Here is a 17,075-nt window from a genome sequence, read left to right as displayed (position 1 = left end):
GAACTACGTCGAACAAATAGTTAAAAGCCCTGTGCTGAATTCAGCACAGGGCTTTTTTTATGGTGATGGCAGTAGCAGTAGCGACGATGATGGCGCTATTTGATGGCTTTAAAGGCGGTCATCATGCGTTCTTTACCCTCTTTAAGATCCACCATGGGGTTCGGGTAGCCCTGTACATAACCCTTCGGCTGGATACGCTGTTTGGCAGGCAGTTTGGCCAGCTCAGGTACAAAGCGGGCGATAAACTCACCCTGCGCATCAAAGCGTTCTGCCTGACGGTAGGGGCTTAATAAGCGGAAGTAAGGTACAGCATCGGTGCCGGTGGACGCTGCCCACTGCCAGCCGCCGTTATTGGACGCCAGATCCGCATCCACCAGGTGCTGCATAAACCAGCGTTCCCCTTCATGCCAGTCGATCAGCAGGTACTTACTCAGAAAGACAGCGGTCAGCATTCTCAGACGGTTATGCATCCAGCCGGTTTCTTTCAGCTGGCGCATGGCGGCATCCACCAGCGGAAAACCGGTTTTGCCTTCCTGCCAGCGTTGCAGATCTTCGGGAGCGTCACGCCATCGAATCTGTTTGGTTTCCTCTTTAAAAGGCTGGTAGCGATTCAGCTCCGGATAGAGCACTAATAAGTGGCGATAAAAGTCCCGCCACAACAGCTCCCCCTGCCAGGTGTTTGCAGACTCCGCCGCAGCCGGATCGCTCAGGCTTATCTGCTCAGCAGCCCGCCAACAGCTTTTAATGGAGAGCTTACCGGCAGCCAGCATAGGCGATAGCAAACTGGTGCCCTTGGCATCTGCCGGAAAATCCCGTTGCACCTTATAGCGATTGATCGGTTGACCGCAGAAGGCTTCCAGCAGGTGAAAAGCGTCTTTCTCTGTGGCTGGCCAGCGTTGTTGAACCGGGTCGTCGGCGTAGGTTTCAGGTTGGAAGGAGGAGAGCCCAAGCTGATCCCATACCTGTGCGGCAACTTGATTCTGCACCTCCTGTTGGTGCTCGGAAATAACAGGGACTGGTGCCGGAAAAGTCTCCACCGGTTGCTGAGCGATTAGCTGCTGAGCCTGTTTACGAAACGGGGTATAAACCCGATAAGGCATTCCATCATTTTTCAGTACGCTGCCAAGAGGCAGCAGGCTCTGATCATGGAACAGCTGACAACGAATCCCAGCCTGCTCTGCTAAAGGGATCAGCGCCTGATCCCGCTGGCGTTCATTCAGTTCCGGCTCTTCATTGGCAAAGATCTGCTCGCAGCCGAGTAGCGTGCAGAGTTGCAGCAGTGTCGGAATCTGCTCTTTGAAGGTGTCCACATCCAAACAGATCAGCGGGATATGCAGGGCTTCCAGCTCTTCTTTCAGATCTGCCACACAGCGTTCGGTATAGCGCATTCGGTTTTGCCCCCAGTCGTGGTCTTGCCACTGTTGCAGGGGGCGAAGGAAGCAGGCGATAACACCGCTTCCCTGTTGTTGAGCCTGCTGACAGGCGGTAAAGAGGGCCGGATTATCATGGATGCGAAGATCGGATCGGAACCAAACCAGTTGCGACATGGTGGACTCTCATGAATGCGTTATGGGTGATGGATGATTTTGATGTTTAGGGGCTCATCAAGCTTCCTGCATAGATACTGGCTCAGAATTGCTGGCGCTTTTCACTGAGCAGTTCTGGCCAGTTTTCCGCAATCTGCCAACCGCAGTCGGTGAATAGTTCCGGCTGAATACGGGCGAGAGGGCCTGCTATCCAACAGGGGATCTCCAGTGACTGCAGTTGTTGCTGCTCGCTTTGTTTTAGAGCTGCAGTTTTCTCGCTGCCCAGAAGCAGGACGCCACTTAAAACCTGTTGCTGATCAATCAGGTGCAGGAGTGACCAGGATGGCAGTTCGTCCAGTAGTAATACCGGGATATTCAGATCAGTACACATCAGCGCTGCTAACCAAAGCTCAAACTTTGGCTGTTCGCCGGGCAGATGACTGATCAGCAGGCGCTTCTGTTCCTTGGCCTGCAGGTTGCGATGCATCAGTCGGGCACCAACCCTGTTTCTCAGGTAGCTGTCCAGTTGTAGCAGCATGAGTTGCCGGCGTTCGCCTTCAGGTTCTGCCGCTAGCTGAGCTAATAAAGGTTGCCAATAGAAGCGCATCAGCAGAGCTGCCGGATAGATGGCGCTGACCTGATTCAGAGTCTGGTCAAAGCGGATCAGATTGCCGTCTTTCAGTGCGGTCAGAGATTCGTCCAGTACAGGTTTCCAGTCGGGTTCTGGCTGTTCTGTTTGCGTCTGCTGTTGAGTGGCGTCGGTTGAAGCGAGTTCCTGTTCTGCCAGAGGAGGCAGCAACTTAGCCACCTGGCCAACAGAAACACCTCGCGCTAACCACTGCTGAATCTGCTCGATACGCTCAACATCAAACTCGCAGTAAAGTCTGTGCCCCTTGCGGGTCCGCTGAGGCTTGATCAGGCCATAACGTCTTTCCCAGGCACGTAAGGTGACCGAGTTAACACCGGTGCGCTCCGAAACTTCGCGGATTGGCAGCCAGCGGGCGGGGTCATCATCGGCCGCCGCATAAGCCGGCAGCCGGGTGTTGTCTGGAGGGGATGAGGTCATAAAAATTCCTGAACACCGCGCCTGAGGCGCGCTTCAAAAGATCGGGTTTACACTGCAATCAGCGGAGCTTTAAACGCCATCAATCGCCAGAGATTCCGGATAAGGGAACAGGTAGCGATAGTTACCGGCGTATTCGCAGCCGTGCACTTCAAATAGATGGCGCATCAGTACAAGCGGAGCGATCAGGGGGATCATACCGGTACGGTAGTTGTCGATGGTTTGACGCAGATGCTGACGTTCTGCGCTGCTGAGATTGTTTTTCAGATAACCCTGCAGGTGCATCAGCGTATTGGTGTGGTTCTGGCGGGTTGCCGGCTGCTTCAGAATCGCCATAAATTTCGGCAGATACTCTTTTGCTTTCTGTACAACGCTGGTTTTATCCACACCTGCCAGCCATTTGCCCAGATCCCGATAGGCTTGCTGGTTGTGGGCCATCAGCAAAGGTTTGTACTGGGTATGGAAATCGAGCAAAGCTTTCGGCGTGATGCCTTCCTCGATCATCGCCTGCCAGGTGTGATAGGCGTAAACCCGGGTCAGGAAGCTCTCGCGCAGCTGGGGATCATTCAGGCGACCGCTTTCCTCCACCGGTAGCTCCGGATAGGTACGCATCAGGGTTTCAGCAAAAACACCACCCTGAGTAATGTCGGAGCGATAACCGTTCTCCCGATAAACCTTCACCCGCTCCATGCCACAGCTTGGCGACTTACCCAGCAGAATATAACCGCTCAGGCCGGTCAGACGTTTCACTGCCTGCTCGCTGAAGTGGGTCAGGGCCTCGGTGTAGTCATCATCGCTTTTGGTGCCGCGAACCCGAACCTCATCATTCATATTCACCAGACGAATCGGTTCACGGGGAGTGCCCATACCTGCACCCACTTCCGGGCAGGTGGGTACAAAGGTGAAGTACTTGCCCAGCACATCCGTGCAGTAGTGCGCGTGTTTATGGCCGCCATCGAAACGGACTTTTTCTCCCAGCAGACACTGGCTGATACCTACACGTATTTCGCGATCAGGGAATTTAAGCGTCTGAGATGGTGCTGAAGCGTTTACTTCCGGTGTCATGCTGGTCATGGCAACAACCCTCTGTGCAGATTCTTCATCAATAGATTTGAAGGTACTTTTTGATGTGTGCTGTGGAGTTGTTTTTATAATTGTACAAAAAAATAAATTTGTACAATTATTTTTTGTCGGAGAAATCCAGATCAGCGGCAATCGATGTTAAGGCCTCGGTCATTTTAGGGTGAAAACCCACCGGATCGTGCAGGGTGAAATTCAGGTGGCTGAAGGTCTGGTTCAGCGCTTTTATTTGCATAGGGACATCTTTTCTCAGGTGGCGACCGGCAGAGAAAAACAGTGGCAGAATCTCAATATCCGTTGCCTCATTCTGTGGGATTTCTTTCGCAATATCTTCCAGTGATGGTCCGCAAAGCTCCATAAAGCCTAGCTTAACTGGATGTTTCTGGTTGGCGGCGATGCTGGCTGTCATCTCCTGAAACGGTTTCTGCCAGGCCGGATCACTGCTGCCATGAGCCAGCAGCACCAGCAATGTCTGGCGGGAGGTGTTCTCAAGTGTTGCTTGATCGGTAGCTGACATAATGATGGCCTATCAAGGTTGGTGTTTCTTAGTTGCCTGATCCAAAGTGGGATCACGGAGGTATAGTTGTACAAGATTAAAAAATTATACAAATTTAACGGTTTTAAATCATACTCAAAACAGATGTGATTGACCTGCAGGAGGCGTATCAGATGAATATTTTGCTCACAGGCGGCACAGGTTTTATTGGTCGGGCCCTTTGTCATCGTCTTCTGGATGAGGGGCATGTGCTTTACGTGGTCAGTCGTCGTCCGGATCAGGTAAATTCTATTTTAGGACGTCCGGTAAATGCGGCGGCAGATCCGTTGCAATGGCGGGATCAGCCGATCGATGTGATGATCAATCTGGCAGGAGCTCCCATTGCTGATGCCCGCTGGAGCGATGCCCGTAAAGAGGAGTTGCTGCAGAGTCGCCTGCGCCCGACCCGTCAGCTGGTACGTTTTGCTGAAGAAGCCAGTCGCAAGCCTAAGGTGTTGATCAGTGGTTCCGCCATCGGTTTTTATGGTGCCCATGGCGATGAAGAGGTGACAGAAGCTTCGGATTGTCACGATGAATTTGCCCATCGTCTCTGTCAGGAGTGGGAAAACGAAGCGATGGCGGCAGAGCAAAGTGGTGTTCGGGTCTGTCTGTTACGTACCGGTCTGGTGCTGGGGCCTGATGGCGGCATGCTTGCCCGCTTGCTGACCCCTTTCAAACTGGGGCTGGGTGGTCGATTGGGTTCCGGTGAACACTATATGCCCTGGGTGCACAGAGATGATCTGATTGAAGCGATACTCTTTCTGATGCAGCGGGAAGATCTGAGCGGTGCTTTTAATGGCACAGCCCCCACGCCGGTACGTAATGCCACCTTCAGCCGGATTCTGGCGGGTGTACTGAAACGACCTCTGCTGATGCCGGTTCCTGCCTGTGCCCTCAAACTAATGTTGGGAGAGTTGTCAGAGATGTTACTGACCGGTGCTAAGGTTGTACCTCACCGCCTGCAGGAGGCTGGATTTGAGTTCCGTTACAGCACTCTGAAACCCGCTTTGGAGCAGATTTTAAATCAGTAACGAAAGCTACACAGGAGAAACATTCTCAAAGTACATTTGTTTGTTATTATGGAGTGAAATAATTACAACTAAGCCGGGCAATCTTCATCCCGAGGAGGCTTATCCCGTGGTGGCTTATCGTAAAGTGCTTTAGGGGCGTTTTGGATGTCGGAACAAAATAACGAATACGATCTGAATCAGACCGATGAGTATGTGAACCATCTGGCTGATGTTGAGAAGACCAATCCGGCCACGGCTTCTGAAGATATTTTCAACGAACATGGTGTTCTGCTGCTGAAAAAGGGCGCAGTGATCACCCAAAGGGTTGCGGGGCATCTGGTTCAGCACAAGCTGAAAAAAGAACTCGACCAGTCGATCAGCGTTGCTAATGCGCTTACCGTTTACGACATCCTTAATCAGATTCTTGAATTGGTGGAATCAGAGACTGAGTTCAATCTGCTGCATCAGCACTTCGAGTTTGAAGTCACCATTCGCCAGCTGCTTTTTGTGAAGCCGATTCCTGCTCAGGTACTGCAGCGCCTCACCGTTATGCAGAAGGTGATGCCGGATGTTTATAAACGCAGCCTCTTCTGCGCCTGGATGACGCCGCTACTGGCCAAAATTCAGGGCTTACCTCATCAGAGTTATTTCTCCGCATTCGCTGCGGGTTTGGGCCACGATATCGGCCTGCTGCATATTCCTGTGGATGCTGCCACCAAGGGTGAAGGTCTGAGTTATCAACAGTGGCGCGCGCTGAAAACCCACCCGATTGTCGCCCGTATTATTATGGAAGGCCGCAAGATCTATGACGCCGATGCTCTCAACGGCGTGGCAGATCATCAGGAGCGCTGTGACCGCTCGGGTTATCCTTCCCAGAAACCGGCGAAAGAGATCAGCTGGATTGCGCCCTTAATTGGTCTTTCCGATCAGCTGTTTGAAATCTTCTATGATGACAAACGCTCAACCAAAACCATTCTGGCCTGGAACGCTTATCTGGAAGTGAATATGAGCACCTTTGGGGTGCGCAATGTGGAAGCCCTGCTGGCGGTTCTGAAAGATCCTAAGATCGCTTCCCATGTGGAAAAAGCACTGCCGGAAGTGAATGTGGAAGATGTTACCCGCCAGAACGCTCAGGTGAGTGAGCTGTTTGAACTCTCCGTTGAGTTGTTTGATATTGCCGCTAATTACCCGCGCTCCCGAATCGCCCGTGGCGTATCCGAATGCATTACACAGATGCGTTGGGTGCGTGACTCTGCCGGAATGGGGTCGGAACATCTGTCGGAATGGCTGGGTTGGGGTGAGAAGCATAAAGATGAGATTGATGCGATAGAGATGGCAGAAATTTCAGAGCTTCTGGTTTGCCTGCGCTGGCGTTTCCGTCATCTGTGGCGGCTGGCGGTTGAGTTCTCCTGGAACGACAAGCTACCTGCCGAGGACAAAACCAAAATCGAAGCCATCTATAAAAAGATGCAGCCTCTGTTACCCCGCCCTGGTCTGATCGATCCGGAAGCCCCTGAGCCAGAAGTTCAGGCTGCCGCAATGGCGAATGAATGACCTGTAAGCGTTATGAATAAACATATAAAAGCCTCTTTATTGAGGCTTTTATTTTATGTGAGTCATATTTTAATTTTATCTATTTTTAATTTAAAAAATCAATTTGATGGATTTAATCATTTTTTTGATGATCTGTTTTCCTATTTCTTTTCTCTGTCAGTATTTCTTCAAGTCGATCAAAGCCAAAATAGATGCATGCGATCACAGCAAAGGCAATCAGTGTTCCTAAATGGACCGGAACTTGATTGATTAGGTCGACTATCTCTTTTATTTTATCCATTTGTATTTAACCTTTTTTGGTGGAATAGTTTTTTATTGGTCTTTATTTTTATTTCAGTTTTGTTTTTTAATATTCGGGATAAAAATCAAATTTTCAAGTTTTAATTCTCAATCGGGACAAAATAATTCTCCATAATCCTATCTGTAAAATAGAGAGAAGTTTTGTATGAAAAATGAGCAAAATTGCTCTAAAAAATTGCAACTTAAAAATGTACATTTTTTAACAATTAATTTATCCAAAACCCTATTGACGTATTACGAACCTGTGTTTTCTTAAAAGGGAGATCAAATTCGTCAGGAGTTTTTATTATGGTTGAGAGAATTTTTTATCGGGATGCCGATCTACTGGAGCCTCTATTTCAGGAAGCTTATGGTTCTTGTGAGTTTAGTCGAGCTGCAGCACTGCAAAACATTGATACGCCTTTTAATCCTATTCAGACTACGTTCGCTCTTAAAGAGGGAGCACAATATATCGGATTTATTAATATCTGGTTAGATAACGATTGGTATGAAATAGATGAGTATCCAATGTTTTATATTACGGCCAGGCTTAACTGTATTTTTATAACTGAGAAATATAGAAGCTTAAATGCCTTAAAGAAATTTGCAGAGGACGCTGCAGAATTGTTGGTTGAGGATTATCTGTTCCCTATGGAGTGGTATCGGTGCTCTCCTGATCCGGTATTTGATGATGATGTGGAGGTGCCTGAGTCCGGTAGAAGTATGGTTTTAAGCTTTGATGCTGAGATTCATGATGAAGAACATCTGGTCGTGTTCAATGCTTTCAGAAACTCCTTAACACACTCTATCTATCTGATGTGCCATAAAAGCCCCGTGTTTTACTTTGAGCATCAAAGTATTTATGCCGAAGATAATGTTAACTGCCACTTTTCTTATTAGAGAGAAATAGGGGGTGTTAAGGCAGCAGATGAGGCAAATGGTGATTTCCTCAATAACTAAACATTATTTCGATGATGACTGGACGCTCATATTGGACTAAGGGTAATTGTATGAAGGTATTGGATCGTATTTTTTCATCTTCCATGGATGGTATTAAGCCAGTGGTGCAGGAAGCTGCGGGGGATAACTTTCAACCTATCTGGCAAGAGTTGTCTGATAACGTAGATGACTATGGCAAACCCAAAGCACTCCTGTTTGGGCTGAGAAACCTTGATAATGACTATATCGGTTTCTCGCATATCAGGCTGAACTATCAATGGTCTGATAACGGCTTTCATCAGAGCCTGCTGGTTACGGCGACGCTGAATTATTCCTTTATCGGTTCGCAATATCGGCCCCATGAAGGTGGTATTTATATGGCAGACTTGACTGGGGCTTTAGCCGCCAGACAGCTGGCTCCGGAAACGCTATACCAGAGCGCTCCTGCTGCGGAATGTGTGGCAGGTTTTGCAGCAGACTTTCCGTTCCGGTGTCTTTCAACCCGCTGCAGAACCCGGATTATTCCCTCTGGGGGCGCTGAAAGTCTGAATAAGTTTCAGCAGGCATTCGAAAAAAATATTCACGATGTGACCCGAAAACACCCTTATATGTATTGGTTTAACGGTGGTGGGGCTGAAACCGATGATGAATTTGACTTCGATAATCCGGATCTTTGGTTTGCCTCTACTGAAGATGATGAGACGGATCATTGGTGGTTGTTGCACTAAACCGATAAGCCCGTGTGTGAGGCAGGGCAAGGTTCAGGAGTTTCGGTAGCCGAAAAAAGAGCCGTAAGGTTAATCCTTACGGCTCTTTTTGTTTCTGATTGGCAACAGCGTTATGCCGTTACAATCACCCGGATGCCTTCGATGCTGACGCGGGCTTTTTCCAGTGCATCGGCGACAGCCATATATTCCAGCTCCAGTGCTTTAACCTCGATATCACGGATCGATGGGTTCACTTCGCGCAGGGCTTTCATACGCTGCAGTTCCGGATAGAGCAGAGACTGCATCTTCAGCTGAGCCTCTTCGATCACCGTTGGCAGAATGTCGTTGGCACGTTCCTCTGCGGTATCCACTAAGCTGCGGATCTGCTCCTGGCGCAGTTTCACTACTTCACGGGACGTCGCTTTTTTCAGCTTATCCAGTTTCGGACTCAGACCTTCAAAGCTGACCTTTTTACCCAGATCGTTGCCGCGCTCATCCAGCAGGAAGCGCATGGTGGTTGGTGGCAGGTAGCGGCCAATCTGCAGGTGTTTCGGGGCCGCGCAGTGAATCGCTGCGATCACTTCCAGCAGCAGCGTACCTTCCGGCAGTGCTTTGGTTTTGAAGATGCTGACCGCATTGTTACCCAGATTGCCGGAGACAATCTGTTCCTGCAGCGCCTGAACAAACGGGTGTTCCCAGCTGAAGAATTGGAGGTCTTCCCGGTGCAGAGCGTAATCACGACTGGTGGTCATGGAGAAGCCGTCTTCGTTATCCAGCCCCGGCAGATCTGAGTTCAGCATGTGCTCACCCGGGGTCAGGTGCCAGCTGAACTCACCGGTTTCTTCGCTGTTAACACCGAAGATATCCAGCGCGCTTTCCAGCCAGGTGTTCAGAGCTTCAGGATCATCCTGTGCTTCAATAGCGTCCACCAGTTCTTTGGCTTCCTGAGGGCGGCAGGCGTTGCGCTCCAGCAGACGGTCGCGACCGGCCTGCATGGCGGCATTGAGTTCTTCACGGCGGCTTGCAGTGGCAGCGGTCAGCTCTTCAAGACGTTCCGCATCCTGACTGATGATGGCATCAGAAACCGCATCGCCAAACTCGGCAAACAGAGCTGATGCCGCAGGGCAAGGTGCTGCAAAAGCGTTCAGGCCTTTGTCGTACCATTCCAGCAGATCCTGCTGACCGGACTCTTCAAAATAAGGTACGTGGATCTGAATATCATGTTGCTGACCGATACGGTCCAGACGACCGATACGCTGTTCCAGCAGATCCGGGTTGGCAGGCAGATCAAACAGCACCAGATGGCGGGCAAACTGGAAGTTACGGCCTTCGCTACCGATCTCAGAACAGATCAGTACCGGAGGACCGGCTTCGTGATCGGCAAACCAGGCAGCGGCACGATCACGTTCCAGAATGCTCAGGCCTTCGTGGAACGCCGGAGCGTGCAGGCCAGTAGCTTCTTTCAATGCTTCAGACAGAGACAGAGCGGTTGCTGCACTGTGGCAGATCAGCAGGGTTTTCTCGTCATCATGGTTGTGCAGGTGATCCAGCAGCCATTGGAAACGGCTGTCATCTTTTGCCCAGTTATCGGTGATCAGAGCATCTTCGATAAACTGTTCCGGACTCAGGTGAGCCTGTAATTCCGGTGCACCCATCTGCGGTTCATAGGCTTCCGGCAGTTCCAGAGCATGGCGCTGCAGCTGACGCTGTTTAAAGCCTGAGACGGTATCACGGGTGTTGCGGAACAGTACGCGGCCGGTGCCGTGGCGATCCAGCAGTTGGCCTTGCAGTTGAGTGCAGGCGGAGTCGATCTGCTCCAGATCGGCCTCGTCATTTTCGATCAGTTCGATCAGCGCCTGAGCATCAGATTCCGGCAGCAGTTCACGCAGTTGGGCGATGACCGCTTTGGTGGCCGGTTCGCCATCAGCGATTGCTTCCAGCGCTTCTACCGCTTCAGCGATCGGCTGGTACTGGCCCTCTTCCTGCTCAAACTGTTCGAAGCTTGAGTAACGCTCAGGGTCCAGCAGGCGCAGACGGGCAAAGTGACTGGTTTTGCCCAACTGCTCCGGTGTTGCGGTCAGCAGCAGCAGGCCGGAGGTATCGGCCGCCAGCTGTTCGATACACTGATAGGCTTTACTCGGTGCTTCCGGATGCCATTCAAGGTGGTGCGCTTCATCGACTACTAAAGTGTCCCATTGCGCGGCTACTGCCTGCTCCTGCAGTTCCGGGTGATCGGTCAGCAGTTCCAGACTGCAGATCACCAGCTGAGCCTGCTCAAAGGCGTTCTGACCCGGATACTGGGCGCAACGCTCATAATCGAACAGGCTGAACTGCAGGTTGAAACGGCGCAGCATCTCTACCAGCCACTGGTTCTGCAGGGACTCCGGCACCACAATCAGGATGCGTTGGGCATTTCCGGTCAGCCACTGGCGATGCAGAATCAGACCGGCTTCTACGGTTTTACCCAAGCCGACTTCATCGGCCAGCAGAACCCGTGGCGCGTAACGGCTGGCAACACTGTGAGCGATATACAGCTGGTGCGGAATCAGTGCCATGCGGGCACCGGACAGTCCCTGAATGGCTGCACGGTTCTGTTTGTCGCTCTGCAGTAGGGTACGGTAGCGCAGGTTGAACCAGTCGTTACGGTCGATCTGACCGGTCAACAGACGGTCTTTGGCCTTCTGCAGGCTCAGGTGGTTATTGAGGTGGGTCTCAGGGACCTCTTTCTCGTTACCTTCGGCATCCAGGCAGATGTAAACCAGGAGGCCATCCTCTTCCAGTGCGGTAGCAACGATAAAGCGCTCGCCTTCGTGACTTTCGATCTGGTCACCGCTGGAGAAGGATACCCGGGTCAGAGGTGCGGATCGGGTTGCATACACACGGGTCTCCCCGGAAGCTGGAAACAGCACGGTTACGCTTCGCATATCACAGGTCAGAATTGTTCCTAATCCTAAGTCGCTTTCAGCGTCACTGATCCATCTTTGTCCGGGAATGTAGGGCAGCATGGTTACCTCTTTAACCTGATAGATTTTGGCAAACGGAGTTGTCTTCTCAGGCTGAAACCTGAGCGGTGGTGCAAAAAAAGGGCGCTATGGTAACGGATTTGTCCGCCGATCCCCAGCGCTTTCAAGCATAGATCACCAGAAGGGGTGTATCAGGTATTCCTTTTTCTCAGATGGTTTGAGTCGTCTGTTTGGTGGCGTTGAGGATATCGCGGCAAAACATCACTTTTTCTGCCTCTTTAACACGTTTTTTCTGGCACAATGAGTCAATCTTTTACCCATAGAGTCCACGCTGCAGTGCGCAGGCTTACCGAGTTTTATTATTCAGGAGCCGAGGCAGCTTAAGGAAAGAGCCGGAGGGGTTATGACGGAATTAAAAACAAAGAATCTGATCAGGGTCGCCTGTAAAAGCCATTTGACTGGTTTAGGGGTAGCCCTTGCGGCGCTAACGCTTTCGGCCTGCTCTTCCATGCCGGATGTCGGTGCCCGTCAGATGGAAGATGCCGCTCTGATTCAGCGGGTTCTGACCGAAGACGGCACTTTGCGCCTGGCCAGCAGTGAATGTATGCGCTTACATCCTCAGCTGATGCCGCTTGCTTATGAGGCACAAACGGTCTGGTGGCAGCGTAATGGTCAGAGTGTGGTGGACGCAGATCAGAGCCTGAACAAGCTGGTACTGGATTCCGTTGAGCGGGCTTATAACCCGACGGAAACCACCCTGGGGCTTTCCGTTAGTTTGCAGGCATCGCTAACCGCTCAGGAAAACCGTGATGATCTGGTGGATGAAGATACTGATCTGGAAAGCTGCAGAACCCTGCTGACGGAATACAAGCAAGGCGAGCGGGATCTGAATCGTGATGAAGATCTGGCTGAGCGTTTACCGCGCCTGAGTCAGTTGGCTGCAGAATATTATCCGCCAACCAGTAGCGATGATGAGATGCTGCAAAGTCCGGATCGCTCCCAGTTTATCGCCGAGCGTCTGGCGCAACAGGCTTTGTGTGAGCAGGCGCAGTTAACGCCTCTGGTGCGTCAGTGGCCAAGGGAAGTTTATAACGTCAGCTGTGGTCTGAATCGACAGGCGCTGATTCGTTGTGAATGGAGTGAGTGCCGGGTTCTGCCTTAATGGCTAGCCCCTAACGCTGAATCTTCAGGTCTGTATCTTCAGGTCTGTATCTTCAGGTCTGTATCATCAGATCTGTGCCACTAATCGGCGCTGATCGCCTTTGCCATCTCCCTCAGGCGGGCGTGATTAACCTCTCCGATATGGCTGTCGATAAGACGGCCATTTTTATAGGCCAGCGTGATCGGCAGGCCAACCCCTTCAATCGCCTGCATCAGGCTCTGGTTCGGGTCTAGCAGAATCAGTGTTTCCGGAATCGGCTCGTCGTTGGTTTCTATAAAACGGCGCACCATCTGAGGGGATTCTCCCTGATTCACCAGCCAGAGACGGACTTCCGGATGATCTTCGGCAAATTTCACCAGAGACGGCATCTCCCGGCGACAAGGCCCGCACCAACTTGCCCACAGATTGAGAATCACAGCCCCTTCTTGCTGATCAAGTTGCAGAGCCTGCGCCTGCTCGCCGTGCTGATAGAGGGTCGGTAGCGTCAGAGCAGGCATCGTCCGCTCCTGATTTTCGCTCAGGGGAGCCAGTACCGAGAGTCCCAGCCAGATAAATGCAGAGGCTGTTAACCAGCTAAGTCCGGCGGAAAGAGGTTTAAGGCCTCGCAGATACCAGAGGCTGACTGCAACGGTTGCGACAAAAACGGCATTCAGCGAGTAGCCGGGTTGCCAGAAGTAGAGAATCGAGAGAGGTTCGTGCTGGTAGCTGTCGAAGTGAAGAGCAACATAGGTCAGGCGACCTGAGATCAGCCCCAGCCATAAGCAGTTTTGTGCCCAGTTGCTGAAGTTCAGGCGGGTATCCGGTTCGCGTTTGCGCCAGATCCGCTGCAGGAGTTCAGCCCCGATAAAGAAGATCACAACGGAAGCGATCAGGTAGATCGCTTTCGCCGAGAGCATAAAGGGGCCTAGTGAAACTGCATCCATGCCGGAATCTTCAGCTCAGCTGTTCGCTTAACGGAAGCGGAACAGTTCAGGGTCGGTCTGCGGCTGTTCCGGCAGGCCTGTGATATGAGAGAACTCATCCAGCTTCGGCATACCGCTGCGGATATTCAGTTCGCCATTGTCATCTGCCCAGATCAGACCCGGAGTGCCCTGAATACCAAAACGCTGCATCAGCTTCATATTGTTCTGCAGCTGACGGCGTGAGGTTTCTTTAACCGAAGTGGTTGGCTGCTCTTCGGTATTGAACAGGCGCATGCTTTCAGCCAGCAGGTTTTCAGGGTTGCGATCCTGCAGAATAGCTGCGGCTTTGTCGCGGCTTTCCGGGTTCAGGAAGGCAACCGGAATCCAGCGAATCTCGACACCCTTATCCACATACGGCTGGAAGGCTTTCCAGGCCAGATGGCAGAAAGGGCAGCTTGGATCGAAGAAGGCATAGACCACACGCTTGGCTTCAACGGTTTTCTCTGTTGCTGCCGGAGTCGCAGATACTTCTCCTTCTGCCGAGATCTGTTCGCCTTCAGCAAGAGTCTGTTCACCGGTCGGTGCATCTTCTGCCGTGGCAGAATCCGGCAGGTCCTGCTCTTTCGGTGCGCCTACGCTGATGTAGGTAGACTCTTCAAGCAGGGCGATATCCGGTTTCGGGAAATACTGCTGTGCGTATAGCTCAGACAGGTTCTGGCCAGCTTCATTGATCAGTGCGCCGGAGATCAGGGTGCGTTGATCCGGGGTGGTGTAAACCAGCGTAAACTGACCATCCAGTGACAGTACCCAGCCGGTCAGATCAGACTCTGCATTGAACTGACTTTCCAGTACCATGCCCTGCTCCAGTGCGCGGGCGATGGGGAGGGGCAGTTCCAGCATGCTTTCGCTGCCTTCGGCCATCTCAGCACCATCGGCCAGAGGCATATCCTCTTCCGGCAGATTCTGAGGTGTTGCGTTTGCCACCTGAGTTGCCGGAGCCGGTACAGTTTGGTTATCGGTCAGGTTAGCTTGCGCAGTGTGAGCTCCTGCACCAAACAGGGCCAGTGAAAACGCGACAGCAAAAGATCTTGTTCTTAGCATTTGGCAGCCATAATGTTTGAATTTGAACACTTAGGGTGAGAATGTGAAACGATACTGGGTTGCATTGTAAACGATCCTGATTCAGAACGCAGTTCGTGCTGAGGGTTCCACGATTTTATTAGTCGGTCAGCTATGACGGGCATAACAGGATAAAAGAGATAACAGCTTATGAATGATGGTTTGCGCCTGGCGGCTGTGGGCAGCCAGCTGATCGGTTTTATAGTGATCTTTCTGATGCGCACCTATGAGGTTGCTACCTTCTGGCAAGGTTTAGTGCTGGCACTGATGTTGTTGTCGGCTTTTCTGATCTGGATGCGCCGTCACTACGAGCGCAATAAAAAGCTGATGCAACAGCAGAGTAAAAACACCCCGGAATAAGCCTGTTGATCCTGAGTTAAATCTCTTTCTCTGCTTGCGGTTGGCAAGGTCTGAGACCAGCGTTATAGTCAAATGAACCCTAATAAATAAAGGCTGACGGGGCACGAACCACCGTCAGACTTCTCAAAACGACTATAAAAATGAAGGCGACACGGATGTCGTCTTCTATGCAGGAGAGAACCATGAGTAACGACCATCTGGTAATTTTTGATACCACCCTGCGGGACGGTGAACAGAGTCCCGGCGCATCCATGACCAAAGATGAGAAGGTGCGTATTGCCAAGCATCTGGAAAAGATGAAGGTGGATGTGATTGAGGCCGGTTTTGCGATCGCAAGCCCCGGCGACTTCGAAGCGGTGAAAGCAGTTGCGGATACCGTAAAAGACAGCACCATCTGCAGCTTGTCCCGTGCGCTGGATGCTGATATTGAGCGTGCTGCAGAAGCCCTGAAGGGCGCGAATTCCGGACGTATTCACACCTTTATTGCCACCTCGCCAATCCACATGCAGTACAAACTGCAGATGCAGCCGGAGCAGGTGATCGAGCAGGCGGTGCGCGCGGTGAAAAAAGCCCGCAGCCTGATCTCCGATGTGGAATTCTCCTGTGAGGATGCCGGTCGTTCCGAGATCGATTTCCTCTGCCGTATTATTGAAGCTGCTATCGATGCCGGCGCTACCACCATCAATATTCCGGATACCGTGGGTTATGCCATTCCGGATCAGTTTGCCAATACCATCAGACAGCTGCTGAACCGTATTCCGAATGCCGATAAGGCGATCTTCTCGGTGCACTGTCATAACGACTTAGGGCTTGCGGTGGCTAATTCTCTGGCGGCAGTTCAGGCTGGTGCCCGTCAGGTGGAATGTACCATCAATGGTCTCGGAGAACGTGCCGGTAATGCCTCTCTGGAAGAGGTGGTGATGGGTATCCGCACCCGTCCGGATATCTTCACGGTACAAACCCAGATCGAGCCGGTGCATATCGTGCCAACCTCGCGACTGGTGTCCACAGTGACCGGTTTTCCGGTACAGCCGAATAAGGCGATTGTGGGTAAAAATGCTTTCGCCCATGAATCCGGTATCCATCAGGATGGCGTGCTGAAACACCGTGAAACCTACGAAATTATGAAAGCTCAGGATGTGGGCTGGAACACCAATGCTATCGTGCTGGGTAAGCACTCCGGTCGTAACGCTTTCCGCTCCCGTCTGACGGATCTGGGGATCAGCTTTGAGTCCGAGGTGGAGCTGAACCATGCTTTTGCCCTCTTTAAGCAGCTGGCGGACAAAAAGCATGAGATCTATGACGAAGATCTGCAGGCGCTGGTCAGTGATAGCCGGGTAGCTAATGCGGTTGAGCGCTATCGACTGGAGACCTTAGAGGTACAGTCGAAAACCGGAGAAACACCGGTGGCCAAGGTCGTGCTGAGTGTTGATGGTGAAGATGTTGCAGCAGAGTCTGAAGGCAGCGGCCCGGTTGATGCGACCTTTAAAGCGATTGAGAAGATCGCCAACAGCGATACCGTACTGGAGCTGTACTCGGTGAATGCGATCACCAGCGGTACGGATTCTCAGGGTGAGGTGACCGTGCGTCTGGATAAGGCCGGTCGTCTGGTAACGGGTCTGGGAGCGGATACCGATATCGTGATTGCTTCAGCAAAAGCCTATGTTCATGCGCTGAATGCTTTGGTCAGTCAGGTTGAGCGTAAACACCCACAGGGGGCTGCTGTCTAAGCGGCGGTCCTATGCTGGGGGATAGGGAAGCACCCTTTTCGTTCAGTTAGATATTCAATGAAGGGAGCGACAGGTATAATGCCTGTCGCTTTTTTTATTGCTTCCTAGCCTTTGGTGAAACCCTAAGGCTGACTCGTTTTATAGGA

General features: G+C 51.7%; 14 protein-coding genes. 7 read left to right on the top strand and 7 right to left on the bottom strand.

Features of this window, described 5'->3' with window-relative positions; all coding sequences use genetic code 11:
- Positions 1 to 95 precede the first annotated feature (95 nt).
- The 4 genes from BV405_RS05300 to BV405_RS05285 all read right to left on the bottom strand — a co-directional run bounded on the left by BV405_RS05300 (position 96) and on the right by BV405_RS05285 (position 4,186).
- Positions 96 to 1,547 (bottom strand): cryptochrome/photolyase family protein, encoded by a 1,452-nt coding sequence (locus BV405_RS05300; RefSeq protein ID WP_086479825.1) that lies wholly within the window; start codon positions 1,545 to 1,547, stop codon positions 96 to 98.
- Between the two features lie 82 nt (positions 1,548 to 1,629).
- On the bottom strand, positions 1,630 to 2,592 hold the full coding sequence (locus tag BV405_RS05295) for a MerR family transcriptional regulator (protein ID WP_086479824.1): 963 nt from the start codon (positions 2,590 to 2,592) through the stop codon (positions 1,630 to 1,632).
- A gap of 69 nt (positions 2,593 to 2,661) precedes the next feature.
- Positions 2,662 to 3,663, bottom strand: a complete 1,002-nt coding sequence (locus BV405_RS05290; protein WP_217895573.1) for a YbgA family protein — start codon at positions 3,661 to 3,663, stop codon at positions 2,662 to 2,664.
- Between the two features lie 106 nt (positions 3,664 to 3,769).
- Positions 3,770 to 4,186, bottom strand: a complete 417-nt coding sequence (locus BV405_RS05285) for a sirohydrochlorin chelatase (protein WP_086479823.1) — start codon at positions 4,184 to 4,186, stop codon at positions 3,770 to 3,772.
- A gap of 152 nt (positions 4,187 to 4,338) precedes the next feature.
- Here BV405_RS05285 and BV405_RS05280 point away from each other — a divergent pair, with 152 nt between their 5' ends.
- The 4 genes from BV405_RS05280 to BV405_RS05265 all read left to right on the top strand — a co-directional run bounded on the left by BV405_RS05280 (position 4,339) and on the right by BV405_RS05265 (position 8,714).
- Positions 4,339 to 5,235 (top strand): TIGR01777 family oxidoreductase, encoded by an 897-nt coding sequence (locus BV405_RS05280; protein ID WP_086479822.1) that lies wholly within the window; start codon positions 4,339 to 4,341, stop codon positions 5,233 to 5,235.
- Positions 5,236 to 5,379: 144 nt separating this feature from the next.
- On the top strand, positions 5,380 to 6,768 hold the full coding sequence (locus tag BV405_RS05275; RefSeq protein WP_086479821.1) for an HD-GYP domain-containing protein: 1,389 nt from the start codon (positions 5,380 to 5,382) through the stop codon (positions 6,766 to 6,768).
- Between the two features lie 588 nt (positions 6,769 to 7,356).
- Complete coding sequence (locus BV405_RS05270) at positions 7,357 to 7,947, top strand: hypothetical protein (RefSeq protein ID WP_086479820.1); 591 nt, start codon at positions 7,357 to 7,359, stop codon at positions 7,945 to 7,947.
- A 110-nt stretch (positions 7,948 to 8,057) separates the two neighbouring features.
- Entirely contained in the window at positions 8,058 to 8,714 is a 657-nt protein-coding gene (locus BV405_RS05265; protein WP_086479819.1) for a hypothetical protein, read from the top strand.
- 110 nt (positions 8,715 to 8,824) lie between these two features.
- On the opposite strand, the gene rapA is transcribed toward BV405_RS05265, so the two are convergent.
- Entirely contained in the window at positions 8,825 to 11,698 is a 2,874-nt protein-coding gene (rapA, locus tag BV405_RS05260; protein WP_086479818.1) for an RNA polymerase-associated protein RapA, read from the bottom strand.
- A gap of 361 nt (positions 11,699 to 12,059) precedes the next feature.
- Here rapA and BV405_RS05255 point away from each other — a divergent pair, with 361 nt between their 5' ends.
- Positions 12,060 to 12,818 carry a hypothetical protein gene (locus tag BV405_RS05255; RefSeq protein ID WP_086479817.1) on the top strand — a complete coding sequence of 253 codons (759 nt, stop codon included), beginning with the start codon at positions 12,060 to 12,062 and terminating at the stop codon, positions 12,816 to 12,818.
- A gap of 80 nt (positions 12,819 to 12,898) precedes the next feature.
- On the opposite strand, the gene BV405_RS05250 is transcribed toward BV405_RS05255, so the two are convergent.
- Entirely contained in the window at positions 12,899 to 13,741 is an 843-nt protein-coding gene (locus BV405_RS05250) for a TlpA disulfide reductase family protein (RefSeq protein ID WP_086479816.1), read from the bottom strand.
- A 27-nt stretch (positions 13,742 to 13,768) separates the two neighbouring features.
- The gene (locus BV405_RS05245; protein ID WP_086479815.1) at positions 13,769 to 14,821 is read right to left on the bottom strand and encodes a thioredoxin fold domain-containing protein; all 1,053 of its coding nucleotides are present in this window, start codon (positions 14,819 to 14,821) and stop codon (positions 13,769 to 13,771) included.
- Between the two features lie 168 nt (positions 14,822 to 14,989).
- Between BV405_RS05245 and BV405_RS05240 the strand changes: the two genes are divergently transcribed.
- Positions 14,990 to 15,199 (top strand): hypothetical protein, encoded by a 210-nt coding sequence (locus BV405_RS05240; RefSeq protein WP_086479814.1) that lies wholly within the window; start codon positions 14,990 to 14,992, stop codon positions 15,197 to 15,199.
- 182 nt (positions 15,200 to 15,381) lie between these two features.
- Positions 15,382 to 16,929, top strand: coding sequence for a 2-isopropylmalate synthase (locus tag BV405_RS05235; protein ID WP_086479813.1), 1,548 nt, complete (start codon positions 15,382 to 15,384; stop codon positions 16,927 to 16,929).
- The last annotated feature ends 146 nt before the right edge of the window (positions 16,930 to 17,075 follow it).

It is taken from the genome of Oceanospirillum sanctuarii, assembly GCF_002150805.1.
GTDB classification, from domain to species: Bacteria; Pseudomonadota; Gammaproteobacteria; order Pseudomonadales; family Halomonadaceae; genus Oceanospirillum; species Oceanospirillum sanctuarii.
This window is presented reverse-complemented; position numbering and strand designations above follow the sequence as displayed.

Bases quoted from the DNA above. Each gene is read 5' to 3' on its own strand.
- BV405_RS05300 (WP_086479825.1), bottom strand. From the start codon at position 1,547: ATGTCGCAACTGGTTTGGTTCCGATCCGATCTTCGCATCCATGATAAT.
- BV405_RS05295 (WP_086479824.1), bottom strand. From the start codon at position 2,592: ATGACCTCATCCCCTCCAGACAACACCCGGCTGCCGGCTTATGCGGCG.
- BV405_RS05290 (WP_217895573.1), bottom strand. From the start codon at position 3,663: ATGACCAGCATGACACCGGAAGTAAACGCTTCAGCACCATCTCAGACG.
- BV405_RS05285 (WP_086479823.1), bottom strand. From the start codon at position 4,186: ATGTCAGCTACCGATCAAGCAACACTTGAGAACACCTCCCGCCAGACA.
- BV405_RS05280 (WP_086479822.1), top strand. From the start codon at position 4,339: ATGAATATTTTGCTCACAGGCGGCACAGGTTTTATTGGTCGGGCCCTT.
- BV405_RS05275 (WP_086479821.1), top strand. From the start codon at position 5,380: ATGTCGGAACAAAATAACGAATACGATCTGAATCAGACCGATGAGTAT.
- BV405_RS05270 (WP_086479820.1), top strand. From the start codon at position 7,357: ATGGTTGAGAGAATTTTTTATCGGGATGCCGATCTACTGGAGCCTCTA.
- BV405_RS05265 (WP_086479819.1), top strand. From the start codon at position 8,058: ATGAAGGTATTGGATCGTATTTTTTCATCTTCCATGGATGGTATTAAG.
- rapA (WP_086479818.1), bottom strand. From the start codon at position 11,698: ATGCTGCCCTACATTCCCGGACAAAGATGGATCAGTGACGCTGAAAGC.
- BV405_RS05255 (WP_086479817.1), top strand. From the start codon at position 12,060: ATGACGGAATTAAAAACAAAGAATCTGATCAGGGTCGCCTGTAAAAGC.
- BV405_RS05250 (WP_086479816.1), bottom strand. From the start codon at position 13,741: ATGGATGCAGTTTCACTAGGCCCCTTTATGCTCTCGGCGAAAGCGATC.
- BV405_RS05245 (WP_086479815.1), bottom strand. From the start codon at position 14,821: ATGCTAAGAACAAGATCTTTTGCTGTCGCGTTTTCACTGGCCCTGTTT.
- BV405_RS05240 (WP_086479814.1), top strand. From the start codon at position 14,990: ATGAATGATGGTTTGCGCCTGGCGGCTGTGGGCAGCCAGCTGATCGGT.
- BV405_RS05235 (WP_086479813.1), top strand. From the start codon at position 15,382: ATGAGTAACGACCATCTGGTAATTTTTGATACCACCCTGCGGGACGGT.